Annotated in this window: 23 protein-coding genes and 1 pseudogene; 6 read left to right on the top strand and 18 right to left on the bottom strand. The window is 62.6% G+C overall.

Features of this window, described 5'->3' with window-relative positions; all coding sequences use genetic code 11:
* The first annotated feature begins 54 nt into the window (after positions 1-54).
* Genes PGC08_RS09770 through PGC08_RS09760 form a run of 3 tightly spaced genes read left to right on the top strand, consistent with a single transcriptional unit; the run spans position 55 to position 2,198 of the window.
* On the top strand, positions 55-744 hold the full coding sequence (locus PGC08_RS09770; protein WP_271710024.1) for a DMT family transporter: 690 nt from the start codon (positions 55-57) through the stop codon (positions 742-744).
* Entirely contained in the window at positions 726-965 is a 240-nt protein-coding gene (locus PGC08_RS09765; RefSeq protein WP_271710023.1) for a hypothetical protein, read from the top strand. Before PGC08_RS09770 ends, PGC08_RS09765 begins: the two co-directional genes overlap by 19 nt.
* On the top strand, positions 966-2,198 hold the full coding sequence (locus PGC08_RS09760; RefSeq protein ID WP_307722858.1) for a glycosyltransferase: 1,233 nt from the start codon (positions 966-968) through the stop codon (positions 2,196-2,198). It abuts the gene before it with no gap.
* A gap of 5 nt (positions 2,199-2,203) precedes the next feature.
* On the opposite strand, the gene gluQRS is transcribed toward PGC08_RS09760, so the two are convergent.
* The 14 genes and pseudogenes from gluQRS to PGC08_RS09690 all read right to left on the bottom strand — a co-directional run bounded on the left by gluQRS (position 2,204) and on the right by PGC08_RS09690 (position 13,927).
* Positions 2,204-3,133, bottom strand: a complete 930-nt coding sequence (gene gluQRS / locus PGC08_RS09755; RefSeq protein ID WP_009882430.1) for a tRNA glutamyl-Q(34) synthetase GluQRS — start codon at positions 3,131-3,133, stop codon at positions 2,204-2,206.
* 47 nt (positions 3,134-3,180) lie between these two features.
* Positions 3,181-3,498, bottom strand: coding sequence for a GNAT family N-acetyltransferase (locus tag PGC08_RS09750; RefSeq protein ID WP_271710022.1), 318 nt, complete (start codon positions 3,496-3,498; stop codon positions 3,181-3,183).
* Positions 3,499-3,591: 93 nt separating this feature from the next.
* Complete coding sequence (locus tag PGC08_RS09745) at positions 3,592-4,434, bottom strand: amino acid ABC transporter permease (protein ID WP_009882432.1); 843 nt, start codon at positions 4,432-4,434, stop codon at positions 3,592-3,594.
* Positions 4,431-5,093, bottom strand: coding sequence for an amino acid ABC transporter permease (locus tag PGC08_RS09740; RefSeq protein ID WP_009882435.1), 663 nt, complete (start codon positions 5,091-5,093; stop codon positions 4,431-4,433). The genes PGC08_RS09745 and PGC08_RS09740 overlap by 4 nt, the downstream gene beginning before the upstream one ends.
* 67 nt (positions 5,094-5,160) lie before the next feature.
* Positions 5,161-6,060 (bottom strand): glutamate ABC transporter substrate-binding protein, encoded by a 900-nt coding sequence (locus PGC08_RS09735; RefSeq protein ID WP_271710021.1) that lies wholly within the window; start codon positions 6,058-6,060, stop codon positions 5,161-5,163.
* Positions 6,061-6,136: 76 nt separating this feature from the next.
* Entirely contained in the window at positions 6,137-6,886 is a 750-nt protein-coding gene (locus PGC08_RS09730) for an amino acid ABC transporter ATP-binding protein (RefSeq protein WP_050773352.1), read from the bottom strand.
* Between the two features lie 153 nt (positions 6,887-7,039).
* Positions 7,040-8,734, bottom strand: coding sequence for an AMP-binding protein (locus tag PGC08_RS09725; protein WP_193078987.1), 1,695 nt, complete (start codon positions 8,732-8,734; stop codon positions 7,040-7,042).
* 33 nt (positions 8,735-8,767) lie between these two features.
* Positions 8,768-10,444: an ABC transporter permease gene (locus tag PGC08_RS09720; RefSeq protein ID WP_009882440.1), complete on the bottom strand. Its 1,677-nt coding sequence runs from the start codon at positions 10,442-10,444 to the stop codon at positions 8,768-8,770.
* 57 nt (positions 10,445-10,501) lie between these two features.
* Positions 10,502-10,630 carry a substrate-binding domain-containing protein gene (locus tag PGC08_RS09715; RefSeq protein WP_271710059.1) on the bottom strand — a complete coding sequence of 43 codons (129 nt, stop codon included), beginning with the start codon at positions 10,628-10,630 and terminating at the stop codon, positions 10,502-10,504.
* A gap of 101 nt (positions 10,631-10,731) precedes the next feature.
* Positions 10,732-11,259: pseudogene (gene modA / locus PGC08_RS09710) on the bottom strand (molybdate ABC transporter substrate-binding protein); the annotation flags it as partial.
* Between the two features lie 118 nt (positions 11,260-11,377).
* Complete coding sequence (locus PGC08_RS09705; RefSeq protein WP_009882442.1) at positions 11,378-11,779, bottom strand: TOBE domain-containing protein; 402 nt, start codon at positions 11,777-11,779, stop codon at positions 11,378-11,380.
* Positions 11,776-12,198: a molybdenum cofactor biosynthesis protein MoaE gene (locus PGC08_RS09700; protein WP_069600103.1), complete on the bottom strand. Its 423-nt coding sequence runs from the start codon at positions 12,196-12,198 to the stop codon at positions 11,776-11,778. Before PGC08_RS09700 ends, PGC08_RS09705 begins: the two co-directional genes overlap by 4 nt.
* Positions 12,195-12,665, bottom strand: a complete 471-nt coding sequence (gene moaC / locus PGC08_RS09695; RefSeq protein ID WP_069600102.1) for a cyclic pyranopterin monophosphate synthase MoaC — start codon at positions 12,663-12,665, stop codon at positions 12,195-12,197. Before moaC ends, PGC08_RS09700 begins: the two co-directional genes overlap by 4 nt.
* Positions 12,662-13,927 (bottom strand): molybdopterin molybdotransferase MoeA, encoded by a 1,266-nt coding sequence (locus PGC08_RS09690; RefSeq protein WP_035278444.1) that lies wholly within the window; start codon positions 13,925-13,927, stop codon positions 12,662-12,664. Before PGC08_RS09690 ends, moaC begins: the two co-directional genes overlap by 4 nt.
* 42 nt (positions 13,928-13,969) lie before the next feature.
* Between PGC08_RS09690 and moaA the strand changes: the two genes are divergently transcribed.
* Together moaA and PGC08_RS09680 are read left to right on the top strand one after the other, a co-directional pair.
* The gene (gene moaA / locus PGC08_RS09685) at positions 13,970-15,058 is read left to right on the top strand and encodes a GTP 3',8-cyclase MoaA (RefSeq protein ID WP_096158706.1); all 1,089 of its coding nucleotides are present in this window, start codon (positions 13,970-13,972) and stop codon (positions 15,056-15,058) included.
* Positions 15,059-15,304, top strand: coding sequence for a MoaD/ThiS family protein (locus tag PGC08_RS09680; protein WP_009882448.1), 246 nt, complete (start codon positions 15,059-15,061; stop codon positions 15,302-15,304).
* 47 nt (positions 15,305-15,351) lie between these two features.
* On the opposite strand, the gene PGC08_RS09675 is transcribed toward PGC08_RS09680, so the two are convergent.
* The 3 genes from PGC08_RS09675 to PGC08_RS09665 are packed head-to-tail and all read right to left on the bottom strand — an operon-like array spanning position 15,352 to position 17,667.
* Positions 15,352-16,467, bottom strand: a complete 1,116-nt coding sequence (locus PGC08_RS09675; RefSeq protein WP_271710020.1) for a ThiF family adenylyltransferase — start codon at positions 16,465-16,467, stop codon at positions 15,352-15,354.
* A 20-nt stretch (positions 16,468-16,487) separates the two neighbouring features.
* Positions 16,488-17,249, bottom strand: coding sequence for a molybdopterin-binding protein (locus tag PGC08_RS09670; protein WP_271710019.1), 762 nt, complete (start codon positions 17,247-17,249; stop codon positions 16,488-16,490).
* Positions 17,203-17,667: a hypothetical protein gene (locus tag PGC08_RS09665; RefSeq protein ID WP_271710018.1), complete on the bottom strand. Its 465-nt coding sequence runs from the start codon at positions 17,665-17,667 to the stop codon at positions 17,203-17,205. Before PGC08_RS09665 ends, PGC08_RS09670 begins: the two co-directional genes overlap by 47 nt.
* Before the next feature lie 87 nt (positions 17,668-17,754).
* Between PGC08_RS09665 and PGC08_RS09660 the strand changes: the two genes are divergently transcribed.
* On the top strand, positions 17,755-18,603 hold the full coding sequence (locus PGC08_RS09660; protein ID WP_308298009.1) for a CPBP family intramembrane glutamic endopeptidase: 849 nt from the start codon (positions 17,755-17,757) through the stop codon (positions 18,601-18,603).
* A 77-nt stretch (positions 18,604-18,680) separates the two neighbouring features.
* Here PGC08_RS09660 and PGC08_RS09655 read toward each other — a convergent pair whose 3' ends face one another.
* Positions 18,681-20,150: a peptide MFS transporter gene (locus tag PGC08_RS09655; RefSeq protein ID WP_009882453.1), complete on the bottom strand. Its 1,470-nt coding sequence runs from the start codon at positions 20,148-20,150 to the stop codon at positions 18,681-18,683.
* Positions 20,151-20,220 lie beyond the last annotated feature (70 nt).

The raw sequence follows: 20,220 nt of genomic DNA, 5'->3' as shown, positions 1-20,220 counted from the left end.
CACTGTAAAATCAAAGGGATTCCTCTCCCCATCCATGCAGCGGAAGAAGAGCACGTGACCTTAGTGGCAATCGCCCTCGCCGTCCTGGCGGCGGTGGCTCTGGCCTATGGAGCGCTGTACCAACATGAAGCCGTCGCAGGTCAGAATAACTCCCACAACGGGCTGAGCTGGGCTCATTTCAAAGAGCTGCTGAGCAACAGGAAATGGCTGATCGGACTGATCGTCACGGGCCTGGGGACTGTGGGCAACATCGTCGCTCTGGCGCTTGCCCCGGTGATGGTCGTCCAACCTGTCGGTGCCTTCTCCCTCATCGTGTCTGTTCTTCTGGGTGTGCGCCATCGTGGGCTCAAGGTCAATCGACGTCTTGTCCAGGCAGTCGTCTGGTGCACCGTCGGTGTGACCATCTTCGTAGCGCTGTCAGCCACCACCGCTCGTACAGAGGTGCATCTGGGCTCCGACGCGCTGCCGCTGGTCTGGATCACCGCTGTCGTCGTCGCTGCCGGCCTGTCCATCATGGTCTTCTTCCGGAGCGCGCCCCAGCTCGTCCTCATCATGGCCGCAGGCCTGCTGTTCGCGTGTGTGGCCACGAATACCCACCTCGTCAGCGTCCAACTGCTGCGGGCAGGACTGGACCAGGTCACATGGCTCAATGTCGTCGGCCTCATCGTTGCGACGGCGCTCGGGTCCTGGTTCGTGCAGAATGCCTATGCGGCCGGCCCCCGGAGATGGTCATCGCCGGCCTGACTGTCGTCGACCCGATCGGTGCTGTGGTCCTCGGCTCGGTCGTCTTGGGCGAAGTATCGGCCGCTCCGGTCTGGCTCATCGTCGTGATCGCAGCCACCGGATTGGTCGCCTGTCTGGGCGTCGTTGTATTGTCGCGGTATCACCCCGATGTCAAAGATCGAGAACACCAGCGTCGAGTCGCTCGTCGCACAGACCAGTTGACCGACACCGAGGAGAGTTGAATCCTGTCCGCCCACAGCCACACCCCAGCCCGCCGTATTCTCATCCCGACGGAGACCTACGCTCCCGAGGTCAATGGTGCCGCGAAGTTCGCGGAACGTCTGGCTGCTGGGCTCGCTGCCCGCGGCAACGATGTTCACGTCGCCTGTCCCTCTGCAACAGGCAAGGCCTCAGTGAGCACCGAGGATGGTGTCACCGTCCACCGCATGACCTCACATCGGTGGCTCCTGCACCCCACCTGGACCATCTGCATGCCGTGGGAGACGAAACCGGAGCTGTCCCGCCTCCTCGACACTCTTCAACCCGATGTCGTTCACACACAGGCACACTTCGTCATCGGGCGCTACGCATTCTCTGAGGCGAGCAGGCGCGGCATTCCCGTAGTCGCCACGAACCACTTCATGCCCGACAATGTTCGCCCGTATCTGCGGGCGCCGAAATCGCTTCTCGACGGAGGCACCGCTGTCGCCTGGTGGGATCTGCGCAGAAAATTCCAGTCCGCGGACTTCATCACCGTGCCGACGCAGCTGGCCGCCGACCTTCTCACCCAGAATGGGTTCACCTCCCCCATCCGAGCAGTCTCGTGTGGCATCGACCTGGAGCGCTTCGCGCATCTGCGCGACGATGAAGCCGTTCAGCCTGCGACAGTGCCTGATCCCGTTTCGGGTTCAGCGCCACCGCGAGTCCTCTTTGTGGGCCGACTCTCCTCAGAGAAGCACGCCGCCGACATCGTCGAAGCGCTCGCGAAGACTGATCCGGCGCTCGGACTCGAAGCCGACATCGTCGGTGGCGGGGACCAGGAAGAGCCGCTCAAGGAATTGGCTGCCGAACTCGGCATCGCCGACCGCGTCCATGTCTTGGGCAAGATCAGCGACAAGGAGCTCATGGACGCCTACCAGCGCTGCACGTTCTTCTGTATGCCCTCGACCGCCGAGCTTCAGTCGATCGCGACGCTGGAGGCGCTGGCCTCCCGAAAGCCAGTCGTCCTCGCTGACGCGGTGGCCCTGCCGCACCTCGTCAGAGACGGGATCAACGGTTTCCTGTTCCCGCCAAGGGATATCGAGGAGTTGGCTTCGCGCTTCACGCAGATCTGTGAGCTTTCCGAGGACGACCTCGACACGATGGCCAGGGCCTCACTCGATGTGGTGGCCAAACACGACATCGAGTACACGCTTGACACCTTCGAATCCATCTACAGCAAGGTCATCGACGAGAACATCGTCTCCGCGGCCTGACCCTGTCAGCCGAGTGCTTCAGAGGGCGGAACGAACATCGTCTCGTCGGTGCGAATCCGATCGAAGTCGAGTCCTGCCACCATGTCGTCGATGGTTGACCATGATCCCTTGGCGCCGATGACACCGAGGGACGTGGCGATCCAGGAATAGACATCATCTGGTGTCCATCCCAGTGCTCGCAGCTGCTGATAGGTGACCGCGCCATCGCGTTTGGCCAATCGGCTGCCTGCGGTGTTCACCACCAGTGGAACGTGCAGCCACGACGGCTGCGGCAGTCCCAGCAGGTCGGCCAGATGAGCCTGACGTGGCGCCGAGGTGGCCAGATCGTCGCCCCTGACCACTTCGTCGACACCGCTGGCAGCGTCGTCGACGACGACGATGAGGTTGTAGGCGAAGACCCCGTCACCGCGTTTGAGGACCAGGTCATCGACCGGGGCCGTGATCTCACCCAGCAGTCGATCCTCGACGGTGACCTCGACATTGTCAGTCCGCAGACGCAGCGCTGGGCTGCGTCCCTGCTGTTGGAGGCGCTGTCTGTGCTGTTCTCGTTCGGACTCCAACAGATCACGACAGGTCCCCGGGTACGACCCGGGCGGAGAATGGGGTGCAGACGGCGCCTGCTGGATGTCCTTGCGGGAGCAGTAGCACTCATAGACAAGCCCGCGCCCCTCGAGGCGATTCAGCGCTTCGGTGTAGATGCCGAGCCGTTCGGACTGGATGAGCGGTGGCTCGTCCGGTGCGATCCCCAAATCGGCGAAGACCTCAAGCTGTGATTGCGCCGCACCGGGCTGGACCCGGTCGAGGTCTTCGATGCGCCAGAGAAACCGTCTCCCGGTCTGCCGCGCACGAACATATGCCAGCAGTCCTGAGCGGATGTTGCCGATGTGCAGGTCCCCGCTGGGGCTGGGAGCGAAGCGACCTGCCCCAAGCTGCACAGAGTTGAGCCCTGCGGCCCGTGGAATCGAGTCTGTGTGTGGTGTGCTCAAGCTTTCGCCACGAGGTCGGCGTACTGCGGGAATCGTTCAAGGTAGTCCTGGACGTAGCTGCAGGTCGGGACGATGCGACCGCCTTCGTCCCGGATCTGATCAAGAGCACTGGTGACCAGTGTGCGAGCGAAGCCGCGACGTGAGAAGCCTTCGGAGATGATGGTGTGCTGGAGCTCGACCGTGTGTTCGTCGATGACGCGATAGGCAAGGAAGCCTGTGAACTGTACGGGATCCTCGGCGGTGAAGATCTCGAAGCGTTCGCGACCGGGGTTCTTGACCACCGTGACGGGGGTGGAACTGGGTTCGGGCTGCATGTGGGACTCCTTGTCAACGGCATCGTCCTTGTCACGAACATTACAGGGTGGCGCCGGTATCTTCACTCACCGACGCCACCCGTCTCAGCTCGTCTATGCGACAGTCTTCGCCGACAGGCCTTCCGCTCCGACGGGAGCGGTGGCCTTTCGCTGGAGACGCTTCTCCAACCACCGGGCGATGCCGGCGACGATCATGTTGATGATGATGAAGAGCACGGCACCGACGAGGAATGTCGGGAGCAGATTGTTGTACTCACGGCCGATGAGATTCACCTGGTACAGCAGGTCCTGATAGGTGACGATGAAGCCCAGGGCCGAGTCCTTGAGCAGCACGACGATCTGGGCGATGATCGTAGGCATCATGGCACGCAGCGCCTGCGGCATGAGCACCAGGCTCATCACCTGTCCCGGGCGCAGACCGATGGCCATGGCGGCTTCTCGCTGACCCTTCGGAACGGCGAGGATACCGGCACGGATGATCTCGGCCAGAACCATCCCGTTGTAGAGTGTCAGGCCGATGACGACTGACCAGAATGCTCCGATGGTGTTTCCGAAGATGAGGAACATCGCAAAGATCAGCAGCAGGACAGGGACTCCGCGGAAGAACTCGAGGACGATGGTTCCCGGTACCGAGATGACCTTCTTGCTCGAGAGCCGCAGCAGCGCGAATACGACTCCGACGACCAGAGCCAGCAGGGAGGCGACGACCGCGACCTTAAGGGTTGCGGCCATGCCTTGGAGCAGGACCAGCTGAATCTGGGAGAACGTGAATGGATACCATTTCGCCGCGTCCAGCTGTCCGGCGTCGGCGAACTTCCAGATGATGAAGGCGATGAGTCCGGCCAGCACAAGGGCCGAGACGATCGAGAGGATGATGTTGTTGCGACGAGCCTTGGGACCGGGTTCGTCGAACAGGACCTGTGTCGGTGCGCTCATCGCAGGATCACCAGTTTCCTCTCGAGGTAGTCGAAGACGCGACCCAGGATCAGCGCCAAGATCAGGTAGGCAAGAGCGGTCCCGAACAGCAGCGGGATCACCAGGTCGCCCCGGACCTCGATGGCATTGCGCATGGCCGAGATGAGTTCACGGTTGTTGAACGCCGAGGCGATCGAGGTGTTCTTCAGCAGCGCGATAATGACGCTGCCCAGAGGCGGGATGACGGTGCGAAACGCCTGAGGCAGAATGACCTGGCTCAGGGTCTGGCCGAACGTGAGCCCGACGGCCCGAGCTGCTTCGGCTTGGCCGACGGGAATCGTCGAGATGCCCGACCTGAGAGTCTCGGCGACGAAGCATGCCGTATAGGCAGTGAGCGCCAGCGTTGCGTAGATGAAGGAGTTGAAGGAGCTGGTCGAGCCGAAGCGGATGTCGAGGAACGGCAGTCCGAAGGCACAGAAGAACATCACCAGCGTCAGCGGTGTGTTCCTGACGACGTTGATGTAGGTCGAAGCCGCGATCCGCAGGACCGGTGTCGGTGAGACGCGCATTCCGGCCAGGATCGTGCCCAGTACGAGGGCGCCGATCAGGGCGACGGTGAAGAGTTTGACGGTGCCCCAGATGCCTGAGAGGAACATCTCGAGAAGTTGCAGAAAATCCATTCCAGATTCCTTAATCGATGCGAGGGCACCGTTGGGTGCCCTCGCATCATGTCAATCTGAAGGCTGGTCAGTCGCGGTCGATTTCAGGCATTTCGACATCATCGGCGGAGCCGAGGGTGTATTCGAATGCCTTCTTCCAGTCCCCGTCGTCCATGCCCTTCTGCAGGGCATCGTTGACAGCATCGCGCATCGCGTCATCACCCTTGGGCAGACCAACACCGTAGGGCTCTTCGGTGAAGGGCTTGCCGACGACCTTGAACTCGCCTTCGTACTGCTTTGCGTAGCCACGCAGGATCGCGTCGTCGGTGGTCACCGCGTCAACGGAACCCGACTGCAGGTCAGTGACACACTTCGAGTAGGTGTCATAGGCCACGAGCTCTGCCTTGTCGTATTTCTCTTCGATGTTCTGTGCCGGTGTCGAACCGTCCACCGAGCAGACCTTCTTGCCGTCCAGATCGTCGGGGCCGGCGATGTCGGAATCTTCGGCGACGAGCAGGTCCTGACCGGCAACGTAGTACGGTCCGGCGAAGTCAACGACCTTCTTGCGTTCGTCGTTGATGGTGTAGGTAGCCACGACCATGTCGATGTTGCCCTGCTGCAGGAAGGGCTCACGGTTGGCAGAGACGGTCTCGGTGTATTTGATCTGGTCTGGGCTGAAGCCCAGCTGCGCGGCCACCATCTTCGCGATTTCGATGTCGAAGCCTTCGGGCTGTTCGGATCCGGCCTTGACGTTGCCGAGTCCCGGCTGATCGTACTTGACGCCGACCTTCAGCTCGCCGGCGTCTTTGGCGGCCTTCCAGGTCTTGGAGTCTTTGAAATCGGCGCTGTCGTTGACTGTGTATTCGGGTGCTTCCGCCTGGGCGCCGTCGCCCTCGGCAGGAGCATCAGGGGTTCCACCTTGGCCGCAACCGCTGAGTGCGAGCAGTCCGATCGCGACAGATGCGATTGAGAGTCTGAGCTTCTTCATCGTTTCTCCTTGTGAGTGTGGTGCTGTGTGAGGTGGTGCAGGACTGTGCGGTGACGAACGACTTCGTTCGCTGCGATCAGCGGGTGAGGATCTTGGACAGGAAGTCCTTGGCGCGTGGGGTCTGGGGGTTGGTGAAGAACTCTTCTGGCTCGGCGACCTCGACGATCTCCCCATCGGCCATGAAGACGACCCGGTGTGCGGCTTTTCTGGCGAAGCCCATCTCGTGGGTCACGACCACCATGGTCATGCCTTCTTCGGCGAGTCCGACCATGACGTCGAGGACTTCGTTGATCATCTCCGGATCCAGCGCCGAGGTGGGCTCATCGAAGAGCATCACCTTCGGTTTCATCGCCAATGAACGGGCGATGGCGACTCGCTGCTGCTGCCCGCCCGAAAGCTGTGCGGGGTATTTGTCGGCTTGGTGAGCGACCCCGACGCGTTCGAGCAGGGCCATGGCCTGTTGTTCGGCTTCGGCTTTGGACAGTTTGCGGACCTTGATCGGTCCGAGTGTGACGTTTTCCAGGATCGTCTTGTGGGCGAAGAGGTTGAAGGCCTGGAAGACCATTCCCACGTCCGAGCGCAGGTGCGCCAGAGCTGCGCCTTCCGCAGGAAGTTCCTTCCCGTCGATCGTGATCGAACCGGAGGTGATGGTCTCCAAACGGTTGATCGTCCGACACAGGGTCGATTTGCCGGAGCCGGAGGGACCGATGACGACGACGACTTCGCGTTCTTTGATGTTGAGGTTGATGTGCTTCAGGGCGTGAAAATCACCGTAGTGTTTCTCGACATCTGTGACGGACACCAACGGTTGTGATTCAGCTCTCATAAGAGTTGATCTTAGTGAATAAAGGTCTCACATGAAAAACGTGGAGGCTTGCCAGAAAAACTGCAACCGACTTGTGACCTGGGCCAATCGTCGGTTGCAGTCTTTCACGGACGTGCGGGTGCGGCCCTCACCGAGGACTATCGCACCGATTCCTCAGACGAGGCTCGTCTTCTGGATGATCTTCTCGCCTTCTTCACGCAGCTCGATCTTGCGGATCTTGCCCGACACGGTCATCGGGAATGACTCTCGGACCTCCACGTAGCGCGGGATCTTGAAATGGGCGAGTTTGCCGTTGCAGAATTCCCTGACCTCCGCTGCGGTCAAAGAGTCGAAGCCGTCTTTGAGGATGACCCAGGCCATGAGCTCTTCACCGTACTTCTCGTCGGCGACCCCAACGACTTGGACGTCCCTGATCGACGGATGGTGGTAGAGGAACTCTTCGACCTCACGGGGGTAGACGTTCTCTCCGCCGCGGATGACCATATCCTTGATCCGTCCGGAGATGTCGACGTAGCCGTTATCGTCCATGATGCCCAGATCACCGGTGTGGATCCACCGGGATGCATCGATCGCCTCGGCGGTCTTCTCCTGATTTTCCCAGTACCCGAGCATGACCGCGTAGCCGCGGGTGCACAGTTCGCCCTTCTGTCCGCGCGGGACAGCTTGCCCGGTGACCGGGTCGGCGATCTTGATCTCGAGGTGGGGCATGACGCGGCCGACGGTCTGAGTGCGGGCTTCGAGGGTGTCGTCGACGCGGGTCATCATGGACACCGGCGAGGTCTCCGTCATGCCGTAGCAGATGGCGACCTCGTCCATATTCATATCGGAAATGACGCGCTTCATGATCTCGACCGGGCAGGGAGAGCCGGCCATGACGCCGGTACGCAGCGAGCTGAGGTCGTAGCTCGAGAAGTCCGGATGCTCGAGTTCGCCGATGAACATCGTCGGCACCCCGTAGAGCGAGGTCGCCTTCTCCTCTGAAACTGCGCTCAGCGCCGCACCCGGGTCGAATCCGGGCGAGGGCAGAATGATGGCCGCGCCGTGGCTGAGAGCCGCGAGGTTTCCGATGACCATGCCAAAGCAGTGGTAGTACGGAACCGGCAGGACGACAGAGTCCTTCGCAGAGTACGACAGCAGCTCTCCGATGAAGAAGCCGTTGTTGAGGATGTTGTGATGGCTCAGCGTCACCCCTTTGGGGAAACCTGTGGTGCCCGAGGTGTACTGAATGTTGATCGGATCGTCCATCGCCAGTTCGCCCGCAAGCTTCTCCAGCCGCACCGAGTACTTGGCTGCGCCCTCGTCGAGCAGGTCACGACCGGTTCCGATCAGGTGAGCGAAGGATTCGCGTTCGCCGATCACCGCATCGCCGAGGAGGTCGGCAGGAACCGTGTCGATGAAGACCAGTTCGAGGCCCGCCACTTTGCCGGCAACCTCGGTCGCGATCGCATGGAAGTCCGAGTGCGGAGGTGCCGAGATCTGGGAGATGAGCATCGACATGCCCGACTGCTCGGCGACGTATTCGAGCTCGTGACTGCGGTAGGAAGGATTGACGTTGACGAGGATCGCGCCGATCTTCGCAGTGGCGTATTGGACGAGAGCCCATTCGGCGACGTTCTGCGCCCAGATTCCGACCCGCTCGCCCTTCTTCACTCCGCGCTCAAGCAGTCCGATCGCCAAGGCGTCGGTGTCGCGGTCGAACTCGGCATAGGTCCACCGCCGCTCGGAATGCCGATCCACCAGCGCCAGCTCTTGGGCATGTGCGGCAACTGTGGCCTTCAGATTTGCGGGAATTGTCTGCCCCAGCAGAGGTGTCTCGGATGGTCCTGAGGAATAGGAAAGTTCTGCCACGACGCTGTGCTCCTTAGTGCAGTTTCAAAGTAACTACTGTGTCGTAATGCACATTATTCCTTCTGCGTCCGTGGCGCAAAAACTGGTCAGGAACTCGTGACCTGGCATGTCTGGGCCTGCGTCGGAGATACGCTGCCCGATCTGCTCCACCGGTGCCACGGTGGCCACAGACCCGGAGTCGATGTGCACCAGGGTGGTCGCCAGAACGGTGACATCGGCGGCGTCATGCGTGATGATGACGGCGCTGCGGCCAGCGAGAGCCTGTGCCAGAACTCGCCGGGTTTCGACCTTGACGTCGACGTCGAGAGCAGCCAGGGGCTCGTCGAGCAGCAACAGCTTCGGATCGACGACAAGGGCCCTGGCCAATGCGATCCTGGCCGCCTGTCCACCAGAGACTGCCTCTGGTGCCCGACCGGAGCAGTGGCCGACTCCGAGCCTGGTGAGCATGTCCTGCGCACGGGAGCGTGCTTCCGTGGTGGTGAGTCCTTGGGCCTTGAGCCCGAAGGCAACGTTGTCGATCACATTCAGATGCGGGAATAGGAGAGGTGTCTGTGCGAGGTGGACGATTCCGCGCGAGTGGACAGGCGGCCAGCTGCCGTCCGCGATGTCGAAGATGGTGTCCTTCCCGATGTGCAGGGAGCCTGAGTCGGCGGGGATGGCGCCGGTCATCAGCTGGAACAGGCTCGACTTGCCTGCCCCGTTCCGGCCGATCATCGCCGTCGTCGACGAGCCGGGAATCGACAGGTCGATGTCAAGGCCACGATCGGGAACGGATGCTCTGAGGCGGATCGTGGCTGCGCTCGCTGTCGTCGGCCCGAGACCGTCAACGGGCAGGGGTTCACCGGCTGGCAGCGTCTCATTGACCGAGCGTGTCGTCGACTGCGGTTCGTGGGGTTTGGGTGCCCGGAGTCTGGGGGCGTGAGGGGAACGATAGGCGAGGACGATGATGACCAAGGCGACGACAATGAGGAGCAGGGACAGGGCGATGGCAGACTGTGGGTCGGTTTCGCGGACCAGGTAGATCTGCAGCGGCATCGTTCGGGTGACCCCGGAGAGGGAGCCGGCAAAGGTCAGGGTGGCACCGAACTCCCCCAGCGCTCGAGCGAAGCAGAGGATGGCGCCGGTCATGATCCCCTGCCGCAGCAGCGGAAGGGTGATGTGGAAGAACACCCGGTTGGGTGCGGCACCGAGCTCAGCGGCGGCAAGTTCGAAGTCATGTCCGCGTGCGGCGACGGCAGTTTCGACGGACATGACCATGAACGGCAGAGCGACGAAGATCTGGGCGAAGACCACTGCCGCGGATGTGTAGGCCAGCCCGAGTCCCATGTCCGTGAGCAGGGATCCGAGTGTCGCGGTTCTCCCCCAGGTGTAGAGCAGCGCCAGACCGCTGACGACCGGAGGCAGCACGAGCGGAAGCAGGATGAGGGTGCGCACGACTCGCTGCCCGCGAAAGGTGCGCGTCGCGAGCAGGTATCCCAACGGAAATCCGATGACCACACAGCACAGCGCCGCAATCAGAGCAGTCAGCAGCGACAGCCCCATCGCCAGCCGTGATTCAGGTGCCAGGATGACCTCGCCGAGGTGGCCCGGATCGATGCGTGCGACCAGCCCGATGATCGGGACCAGGAGGAAGGCGATGCCGAGAACTGCGGGGATCCATAGCCACACCGGTATCGCCGGATGGGCGTTCCGTCTGCGCGTCTTCGTCATCTGCGCACCGTCATCTCATCACGGTGGTCTGCGAGGAGTGCCCTCGGGAATGTTCTGTCATGGGGTCGAGAATCCTGCGTCTTTGAGTCTTTTCGCTGCCACGTCTGACTGCAGGAATGTCACGAATGCATCGGCCGCGTCCTTGTTCTCGCTGGCGTCGACAGTGGCCGCAGGGTACTTGTTGATGACCTTATCGGCTCCGTCGAGTTCGACCTCTTCGACATCGCCGTCGCACGTGCCACGTCGGTGACATAGACGATGCCGGCGTCGGCCTGCCCTGCGCTGACCTTGCCGAGCACATCGGTGACGGAGTTCTCCTCGCTGGCAGGGTCAAGTGTGACAGCGTTCTGCTTCGCCCATTTCTGGGTCGCGGCCCCGCAGGGCACCTGCGGGGCGCAGACGACGAGATCCTTACCGGCGAAGTCCTGCGATGAGGAGATGTCTCCTGGATTGCCTTCGGGGACGGCCAGAGTCAGCGTGTTCGATGCGAAGTTCGATGGTTCTCCGGCCAACAGGTCATCCGCTGCGAGTGTGTCCATGGTTGTTTCATCGGCGGTTGCGATGACGTCTGCCGGCGCTCCTTCGGAGATCTGGGCGACCAGGTCTGAGGATCCTGCGAAGGAGAACTTCACGTCGACGCCTGTCTCTGTCTTGGTGAAGTCTTCCGCAATGTCTTCGAACACCTCGGTCAGAGACGCTGCGGCGAAGACGGTCAACGTCGTCTTCTCCCCCGATTCCGAGTCTGATTCTGTCCCGGAAGAACAGGCGGTCAGTGAGAGCACTGCGACGATGCAGGCTGCAGACAAATACTTCATTCGCCCATTAAACCCGCATCTGCGCGTAAATGGCTAATCTGACTCAGTATTTGCGGAACTGATGTTGCTTTTTCTTAAACAGCCTCGGTCCCGGAGAAAAGCAGCCGGTGAGCAGTTTTCAGCGAGTACCCGGGGTGTCGATGGAGACCATTGTGGCCTTCACCGAGGCGGTGGCCAGGCTGCCTGGTTCTAGTTCGAGCTGCCGGCAGGCCTCAGCCGACATCAGCGACACAACCCGGAACGGGCCGCACTGGAGGCTGACCTGGGCCATCACGCCGTCGATGACGACGTCGGTGACGAGACCGGCGAATCGGTTGCGGGCGGAGCTGACGACACCCGTCGGATCCTCGAGGGCACCTGAACCCGTCTGTGCCAGGGCAGCCAGTTCCCGCCCCTCGACGACTGCCCGGTTGGAGGCGTCCTTGTGCTGGGTGAGTTTCCCGTCGCTGATCCAGCGGCGGATGGTGTCGTCGCTGACTCCGAGGAACCGGGCCGCGTCGTTGATGCGCAGTTCGGTCATTCGAGAGCCCCGACCCACTCGTCCTCACCGTCGGCGAAGAACTGGTGCTTCCAGATCGCCACACGCGCCTTGACCTCGTCGACCAGCTCGGAGCAGGCGGCGAAGGAGTCGTGGCGATGTGGTGAGGCGACGACCGCGGCCAAGGCCACATCTCCGATCTCGAGGGCACCGACGCGATGGACGACGGACAGACGTACGGCCGGGTGTTTGGCTGCGATCTCAGCGGCCACCTCGGCGATCTGCGCGCTTGCCACCGGATGGGATTCATAGGTCAGTCGATGGACCCCGCGACCCTCGTCGTGGTCGCGGATGACACCGGAGAAGCTGACCACAGCACCGCAGGTGTCATCGAGGACATCCGCCTCAAGTGCGGCGGTGCTGATCGGGGTCTCGACGATGTCGGTGTGGATGACGCTCATGTGTCCCGGCTCCAGTCGCCGCTGCGCCCACCGGATTTCTCGATGACCTTGATGTCGCCGATGATCGCCTGGTTGTCGACGGCCTTGATCATGTCGAAGATGGTCAGGGCGGCGATGGACACTGCGGTCAGCGCCTCCATCTCGACACCCGTCTTCGACACGGTCTTGACCGCGCCCGCGATGCGAACAGCGTCGTCGAGGAGTTCGAAGTCGACATCGATGCCCGTCAGCGGCAGCGGGTGGCACAGCGGAATCAGATCACTGGTGCGTTTGGCGCCCATGACTGCCGCGATGCGTGCCACGGGCAGGGCATCACCCTTGGGCAGGCCCGCCTCGGCGATCATGTCGATCACCTCGCTCCGGGTGGTGATAAGTGCGGTGGCGACGGCGCGACGTTTGGTCACGTCCTTGTCTCCGACGTCGACCATATGGGCGGCGCCGTCGTCGTCGATGTGCGTGAGTGTCATGTGATCTTCCACGTCTTCAGCCTATCGTCTGCGCCGGGGGCGAGCTCATTCGTGTGCGCACCGGAATCGGTTGGCGGGATGAAGACCAGATGCGAACTCTGAGCATAGTTGTGGAGCAGATGCGAGCGGGTACCGCCGACGAGCTCAAGGCCGTCGGGGCCCATCACGGCACGCCGCACCTGCAGCTTTCCGCTGGGCGGAGCCTCGTCCAGGCCACCGAGCAGACGGTGGTATTCCGTTTCGCGAGGTTCCTCATCGACGTCCAAACCCAGCAGCGCGGGGCGAATGAACATCTCAAAGCTGATCAGCGCACTGACGGGATTGCCGGGCAGTGCCACCCATGCGGTGTCGGCGAGGCGTCCGCATCCCTGCGGCCCGCCGGGCTGCATGGCGATGGGTTCGAAGACCATGCTCGAGCCTTCGTCGAGTTCGGCGGCGAGCTTGACGACCTCGTGGGCGCCTTTCGAGATCCCGCCGGTCGAGACGACGAGCTCGCAGTCGGCTGCTCTGACTGCGTCGAGCAGAGCCTGGGGATCGTCGGGCACGGTGAGGAGGGTCGTTTCGGCGCCGAGGCGGCGCAGGCTGGCCCCCAGGGTGATCGAGTTCGCGTCGTGGATTCCGGCTGCGGCAGCGGCGGTGATCTCATCCCCTGTGCTCACGATGAGCACGCGCGGCAGGGTTTGAACCTCGAGTTCGGTGATTCCGCAGGCGGCAGCGACGCCGAGGTGGGCCGGCGTGAGCATCACTCCGGCGCTGAGCACTGTGGATCCGGCAGCAACGTCGCTGCCGCGCGAGCGGACGAAGGCGCCCGGCTCAGCGCCTGCATCCGTGGCCGGCAGGGTGATGGTGATCTCCGGGGATTCGAAGCGCCCGGGGTGGGTGTCCTCGATCTTGATCACCGTGTCGGTGCCGGCAGGCAGCGGAGCCCCGGTCATGATCTCCACTGCGGTTCCGGCCGCCACCTCGCTGCCACGGGCTCCAGCCGCAACCCGGCCGTGGACCGGAATGGGGCCGTAGACTGTCTGTCGTCTACCATTGTCGTCGGTGGCGTGACTCTGCTTCGCATCGCGAAGCGTGGTGGCGGCGACGGCATATCCGTCCATGCTGGAGTTGTCGAAGCCGGGAACATCGATCGGTGAGCTCAAAGTGGTGCTCAGGCGACGAGGTGTATCGAGGAGTTCGCCGATCGGAATCGTCTGCGATTGAAGCAGCGGGCCGATCGTGTCGAGGACACGACGACGATGCATGATGGCGGTAGTCATGGGACGATGATAACGAAGAAGTTGATCAAGGAGGATGGCAGAATGCGCAAGATCAGCCTGCCCACGCCCGTTCTGAGAACCCCGACAGTGGATCCGGGCGAGACGTTCACAGCCCATCAGGAGGATTCGCTCCTGGACACCTTCGGTCGACGTGCCCGCGATATGCGCATCTCACTGACCGACTTCTGCAATCTGCGCTGCAGCTACTGCATGCCCGAGGAGGGTGTGGAGTTCATGTCCCGCGATGCGGCCATGACAGCCGATGAGATCATTCGCTTCGTGCGCATCGGCGTCGAGAAGTTCGGCGTCGACCAGGTCCGGTTCACCGGTGGCGAACCGCTGACCCGAAAAGACGTCACCGACATCATCGCCGGTGTCGCCGCCCTTGAACCCCGCCCCAATATCGCACTGACCACGAATGCGATCGGCCTCGACAAGCGGGCGCCGAAGCTGCGGGACGCGGGCCTCGACCGCATCAATGTCTCTCTCGACACTGTCGATCCGGAGACGTTCGCGACGATCACTCGCCGCCCGTTCCTCAATCGGGTGCTCGACGGGATCAAGGGCGCCCAGGCCGCCGGTATGGATCCGGTGAAGATCAACGCCGTTCTGCTGCCAGGTGTCAACGACCATCAGGCTCCCGAACTGCTGGCCTGGTGCCTGGAGCGCGGGCTCAAGCTGCGCTTCATCGAACAGATGCCGCTCGACGCCGGGCATTCCTGGGAACGCGGCACCATGATCACGGCCGCTGACATCTTCGCCCTGCTCGAACCCGATTTCGTCCTCACTCCCGACTCCGCACCGCGCAACGGTGCGCCAGCGGAGAAGTTCCTGGTTGCGAGCAGGAACGATCCGGACACGATCATCGGCGACGTCGGCATCATCGCCTCGGTGACCCGGCCTTTCTGTGCCGACTGCACCCGCACCCGTCTGACGGCAGAGGGACGGGTTCGGACCTGCCTGTTCTCGCACACGGAGGTGGATCTGCTCTCCGCTATGCGCGGTGGTGCCGACGATGAGGCGATCGCGAACCTGTGGAAGGGCGCGCATTGGAAGAAACTGGCCGGACACGGCATGGATTCCGAGAGCTTCGAACAGCCCCAACGTCCCATGAGCGCCATCGGAGGATAAGTGCCCCAGATCAGAGTCCGCTTCTTCGCAGCCGCACGAGAGGCCTTCGGAACCAAGGAATCGACCGCGGCCGCGTCAACCATTGACGAGCTGATGACGACCCTGACGAAGGACGCCAGCACCGAGGCGACAACAGTCATCTCCCGTTCGAGCTTCCTCGTCAATGCGGTCGCCGCCACAGACCCGCAAGCGCCCCTGAGCGAGGGTGACACCGTCGACGTTCTCCCGCCCTTCGCAGGCGGCTGAGACCGGCTGGTTCCGTGTGGCCGATGTCGTCAGCGCAGCTGAGTTTGTCAGTGCGGCAGTGACAGGTATGCGAGGTATCCGCCGGAGACTGAGCTGACCTCAGTACCCTGTGCGCGCAGTTGGGCGCACGCCCGTGACGACCGCACGCCCGAGCGGCAGTAGAGTGCGACCAGTTCGTGTCCGGCGAGCTGCCCGGAATCCTCCAGGAGAGCGTCCATCGGTATGTGCTGGGCTCCCGGGACCATGCCCGCCGAGACCTCGTCGTCGTCTCGGATGTCGACGAGGTGCGTGCCGGGTGCCAGCGACGCCCATGTCACGCTCGGATCCGTCCCCTCGGACGTCCCGGCGGCGCTCTCATCACCATGGCTGCCGAGTGTGTCACCGTAGTCGCCGAGGTGGCTCTCCAGGTCCGTGATCGGCTGGCGGTTCGGTATCCGTCCGACCGGCACGGTCTCCCAGCTGGCGTCGAGGCTGCTGTGGATGGAGACCGCGTTGCAGAGCGGGGTGCCGATGCCGGTGAGGACCTTGATCGTCTCCATCGCCATGGCAGCACCGATGCTTCCGCACAGTGCGCCGAGGACACCGGCTGTTGCACAGTCCGGGACCGACCCGGGTGCTGGTACGACGGGGTAGAGGTCGCGCAGAGTCGCTCCCTGCCTCGTGTCGAAGACGGCAACCTGGCCGTCGAATCCGAGAATCGTGCCCCAGACGAGGGGCTTCTCCAGAATCTCGCAGGCGTCGTTGGCGAGGTATCTGGTCGCGAAGTTGTCGCTTCCGTCGATGACGATGTCGGCAGCACCGATGAGTTCGAGGGCGTTGTCCGGCGTCAGCAGCACCGGGTGGGTGGTGATGTCGATGGCGGAATTCAGCTCGCCCAGCCGATGTTTCGCGGATTCGACCTTCCGCTGCCCTACACCTGTCTCGGAGTGGATGAATTGGCGGTGCAGGTTGCTCAGTTCCACTGTGTCGGGGTCGATGATGCTGATGCGTCCGACTCCGGCGGCTGCCAGGTAGGTGAGGACCGGTGCCCCGAGTCCTCCTGCGCCGATGACGAGCACATGGGAATCCAGGAGCGCGGATTGGGCCTGTGGTCCGAAGCCGCTGAGGCGGATCTGACGGGCATAGCGTGCTGTGTCCGCGGAGCTGAGGGTTTTGCCTGACATGTGTCCCAGTCTAGTTTGCTTCAGCAGTCAAGGACCGTGATGACCTCACCGTGGCGAATGGCCTCGGGCGCTCGAGGGACCCGGATGATGACCTCGGCCCCGGCGAAGTCTCGCAGTCGTGACCGGTCGAACGCTGCGATCTCTCCCCCAGCGGTGAAACGACCCGGCACCAGGCTGACCGCTGTGCTGTGGCCCGTGATTTCGGGACCGGTGTACACGGCCTTCCTCCACCTCGATGCGAGGGGCCGCGCAGCGATGACCGAACGTGCAAAGAGGTGGAAGGACAGAATGGCCCCTGTCGGTGTGCCCGGGAAATGCAGCAGCGGTACGCCGGCGATGCGTCCGTGCCCCTGCGGCCCACCCGGTCGCATCGACAGACGCAGGAACGTCGAATGGTCATCGCCCAGTTCCTGCCTGACGACCTCGAAGGCACCGGCGCTGATTCCGCCGGTGGTGATGATCAGGTCAACGCTGTCGCGCAGTTCGTCGACGATCTGTCGAAAGACTGCTGGGTCGTCACCGCAGCTGCGTTCGACGGGGATCGCGCCGGCAGCGGCGATCGCGGAACTGAGCATGGGCAGGTTCGAGTTGTGGATGAATGGCTGCGACGAGGTGGCGGAATCGGTGACCAGCTCATCTCCGGTGACGATGAGACCGATGGTCAACGGCCGGCGCACGCGGATGGTCTCGCGTCCCATCATCGCCAGCGTGCCCACACCGGCGGAGTTGATCACCTCACCGGCGGTGATGACGGTATCTCCGCTCCCGGTGTCCTCCCCCACTGCTCTGATGTTCCAGCCTGGTCGCGCGCCCTTGGGCCAGGAGGAGATGCGGATTCGGTGCGGGGCCGCCCGTGCGTTCGGCATCGGTGTACTCGACGGGAACGACCACCTCGGCGGTGGCGGGCACCTGGGCCCCGGTCATCACCCGCACGGCGGTCCCCGGTGTGATGTCCACGGGCCTGGCACCGGCGGGGATGTCACCGCGCACATCCACCTCGGCGCCGGTTCTGGCACTGGTCAGAGCCGTCTCGTCGAGTGCAAAGCCGTCCATCGCCGAGGTGGCGAAGCCGGGAATGGGGGAATCGGCGATCACGTCTTCCGCGGCGATTCTGCCATGGCCTGACATGGTGGGAATCGTCTCTTCGGTGCGCTGGGGAGCCGAAGCGAGGATGAGTCGGCAGTATTCCTCTGGTTCCACGGGTGTCCTTTCGTCTGTTGGGAATCCTACGAGGAGTTGCCGCTTCGGGCACTCGCGTTCGGACAGTGGTGACTTAGAGTGGCAGGCGTGGACACTCAAACACGATTCGACACTGATTCTCGCCGATTCGACCTCGTTTCCTGGCCAGGCTTGGCCGCGACGCTGTTGGCACTGTCCGCTTTCGTCCTGTTCGGACTGGGAACCACGTTTCCTGAGGTGAGAGCCTTCGGGTATGTACCGATGGTAGCCTCCCTCATCGTCGCCTGGAGCGCCGACCGGGAATTCGCACGCGACCTCAGCGTCATCGCCGGCTGCCTGGGTCTGATCTCCTCGATCTCGGTGGCCGCCGATATCTCGTGGTCCAATATCGCTCGCATGGGGGTCGTGCTCTCTGCCGTAGTGATCGGGCCCTGGCTGATCACCCGCTACGGATTCAAGGACCGCACCATCGTCTTCCCGCTGCGTCGGGGGCAGCGATGGTCGCGTCTGGAGTGGGCGTGGCTGCTGTTCGTGATCGTCGTCGCCTGGCTCGTCCTCCCCCAGTACTTCATGCGCACTGGGGTCTATCTCAACTGGCCGCCGGTGACGCAGTGGGATGAGATCGTCCGTCTCTTCTTCGGCGTCAACGCCGTCGGCATCTGGGATGAGCTGTTCTTCATCTGCACGGTCTTCGCTCTGCTGCGCAAGCACTTCGCCTTCTGGACCGCGAACGTATTCACCACCGTCATCTTCGTGTCCTTCCTCTGGGAGCTGGGCTATCGGTCGATCGGACCGGTGCTGACGATTCCGTTCGCACTCGTCCAGGCCTATATCTTCACCCGGACGAAGTCGCTGCCATACACCGTGACGGTCCACCTCCTCTTCGACGCGCTCGTCTTCCTCACGATCGTCCATGCCCACCATCCCGAGGCGCTGCCCATCTTCATCGGAGTATGAGAAAACTCACCCGCTCACACTGTGTGAGCGAGGGAGTTCGCTGCAGCTCGAAGGAGCCACGATGGGACTGCTAAGGGTCAGCGGATGCCGCGCAGAGCCTTGAGCATCGGCTTCGTCAGGGTCAGAGCCAGCAGACCGAGAACGATCGACGCCGCGCCGATAGATGTCCAATACGGTGTCTGATTGTCGGCCGAGTAGTAGCCGCCCAGCACACCGGACAGAGCCGTTCCCACGCCCGAGGCGAGGAAGAAGACGGCGATCATCTGTGACTGGAACACCTTCGGGGCAACCTTCGAGGAGAAGGACAGACCGATGGGTGAGATGAGCAGTTCTGCGAAGACGAAGAGCAGCAGGATGAATGCTACCCACAGCAGCGGTGTCTCATGCTCGCCGGCATTCGCATACGGCAGGAACAGCAGGAATGCGATGCCGATGAGGATGAGCGAGAGCCCTGCCTTGACCGGAGTCGAGATCTGACGTGTGCCCAGCTTGAACCAGATCGCCGAGAACACCGGAGCGAAGGCGATGACGAAGATCGGCGGGATGAGTTGGAGCCAGTTGATCGGCATCTCCCAGCCGAAGATCTCACGGTTCATCTGCGTGTCGGAATAGGCAGTGAGCGTTCCGAAGATCTGCTGGTAGAGGGACCAGAAGACAACGCAGGTGATGAAGAAGGGAATGAATGCGAGCACCCGTGAACGCTCATCGGCATTCGTCTGCGGGCTGACACCCATGACGATGAAGTAGCAGGCCGCTGCACCGGCTGAGATTCCCGCAATCCACCAGTCGAGATTGTCGGGGTTGACGACACCGGAGAACCAGAGAATCACGATGAGGATGACTGCGACGACGATGGCCGCCAGGAAGAGGTAGAGCTTCGAGGTCGCCAGCGGGTTGACCGCACCCCGCGATTCGTCGGGCAGGTTCTTACGACCTGTCGCATAGATGATCAGACCCAGAGCCATACCGATTGCTGCGGCGCCGAAGCCGAAGTGGAATCCGATCTCCTTCTGCAGAAGGCCGGTGATCAGCGGTCCCAGGAGGGCCCCGATGTTGACGCCCATGTAGAAGAGGGTGAATCCGGCATCCCTGCGCGGGTCCTTCTCGGTATAGAGCTCACCGACGAGAGCGGAGGCGTTGGCCTTGAGACCACCGGATCCGAGTGCAACGAGGATGAGACCGGAGGCGACGCCGCCGAATCCGGGGATGAGCGCCAGGCAGATGTGGCCGACCATGATGATGATCGCCGAGTAGAAGAGGATTCGCTCCGCACCGAGGATCCGGTCGGCAACCCATGCACCGAGGATCGTCGCCAGGAACACGGCGCCGCCGTAGGCGCCGACGATTCCGATGGCGGTTGGCTGCGGCATTCCCAGTCCGCCCTCGGAGACCTGGAAGTACAGGTAGAGGGCGAGGATGCCGTTCATGCCGTAGTAGGAGAACCGTTCCCACAGTTCGAGGCTGAACAGCTGCATGAGCGGAAGCGGGTGCCCGAAGAATCGGGTATCGTTCCGCGCGGCCTCAGTGGTTGAGGTGCTTGATGACATATCGTGCTTTCCGTTGTGGCGTGCAAACGCGCACTGTCGTTCTGGTGCGCGATTCACTGTGAACAACCGG

It is taken from the genome of Brevibacterium sp. BDJS002 (genome assembly GCF_028201555.1).
GTDB lineage: Bacteria > Actinomycetota > Actinomycetes > Actinomycetales > Brevibacteriaceae > Brevibacterium > Brevibacterium aurantiacum.
The sequence above is the reverse complement of the archived record's forward strand: the minus strand, read 5'-3'. Positions and strand labels throughout refer to the sequence as shown.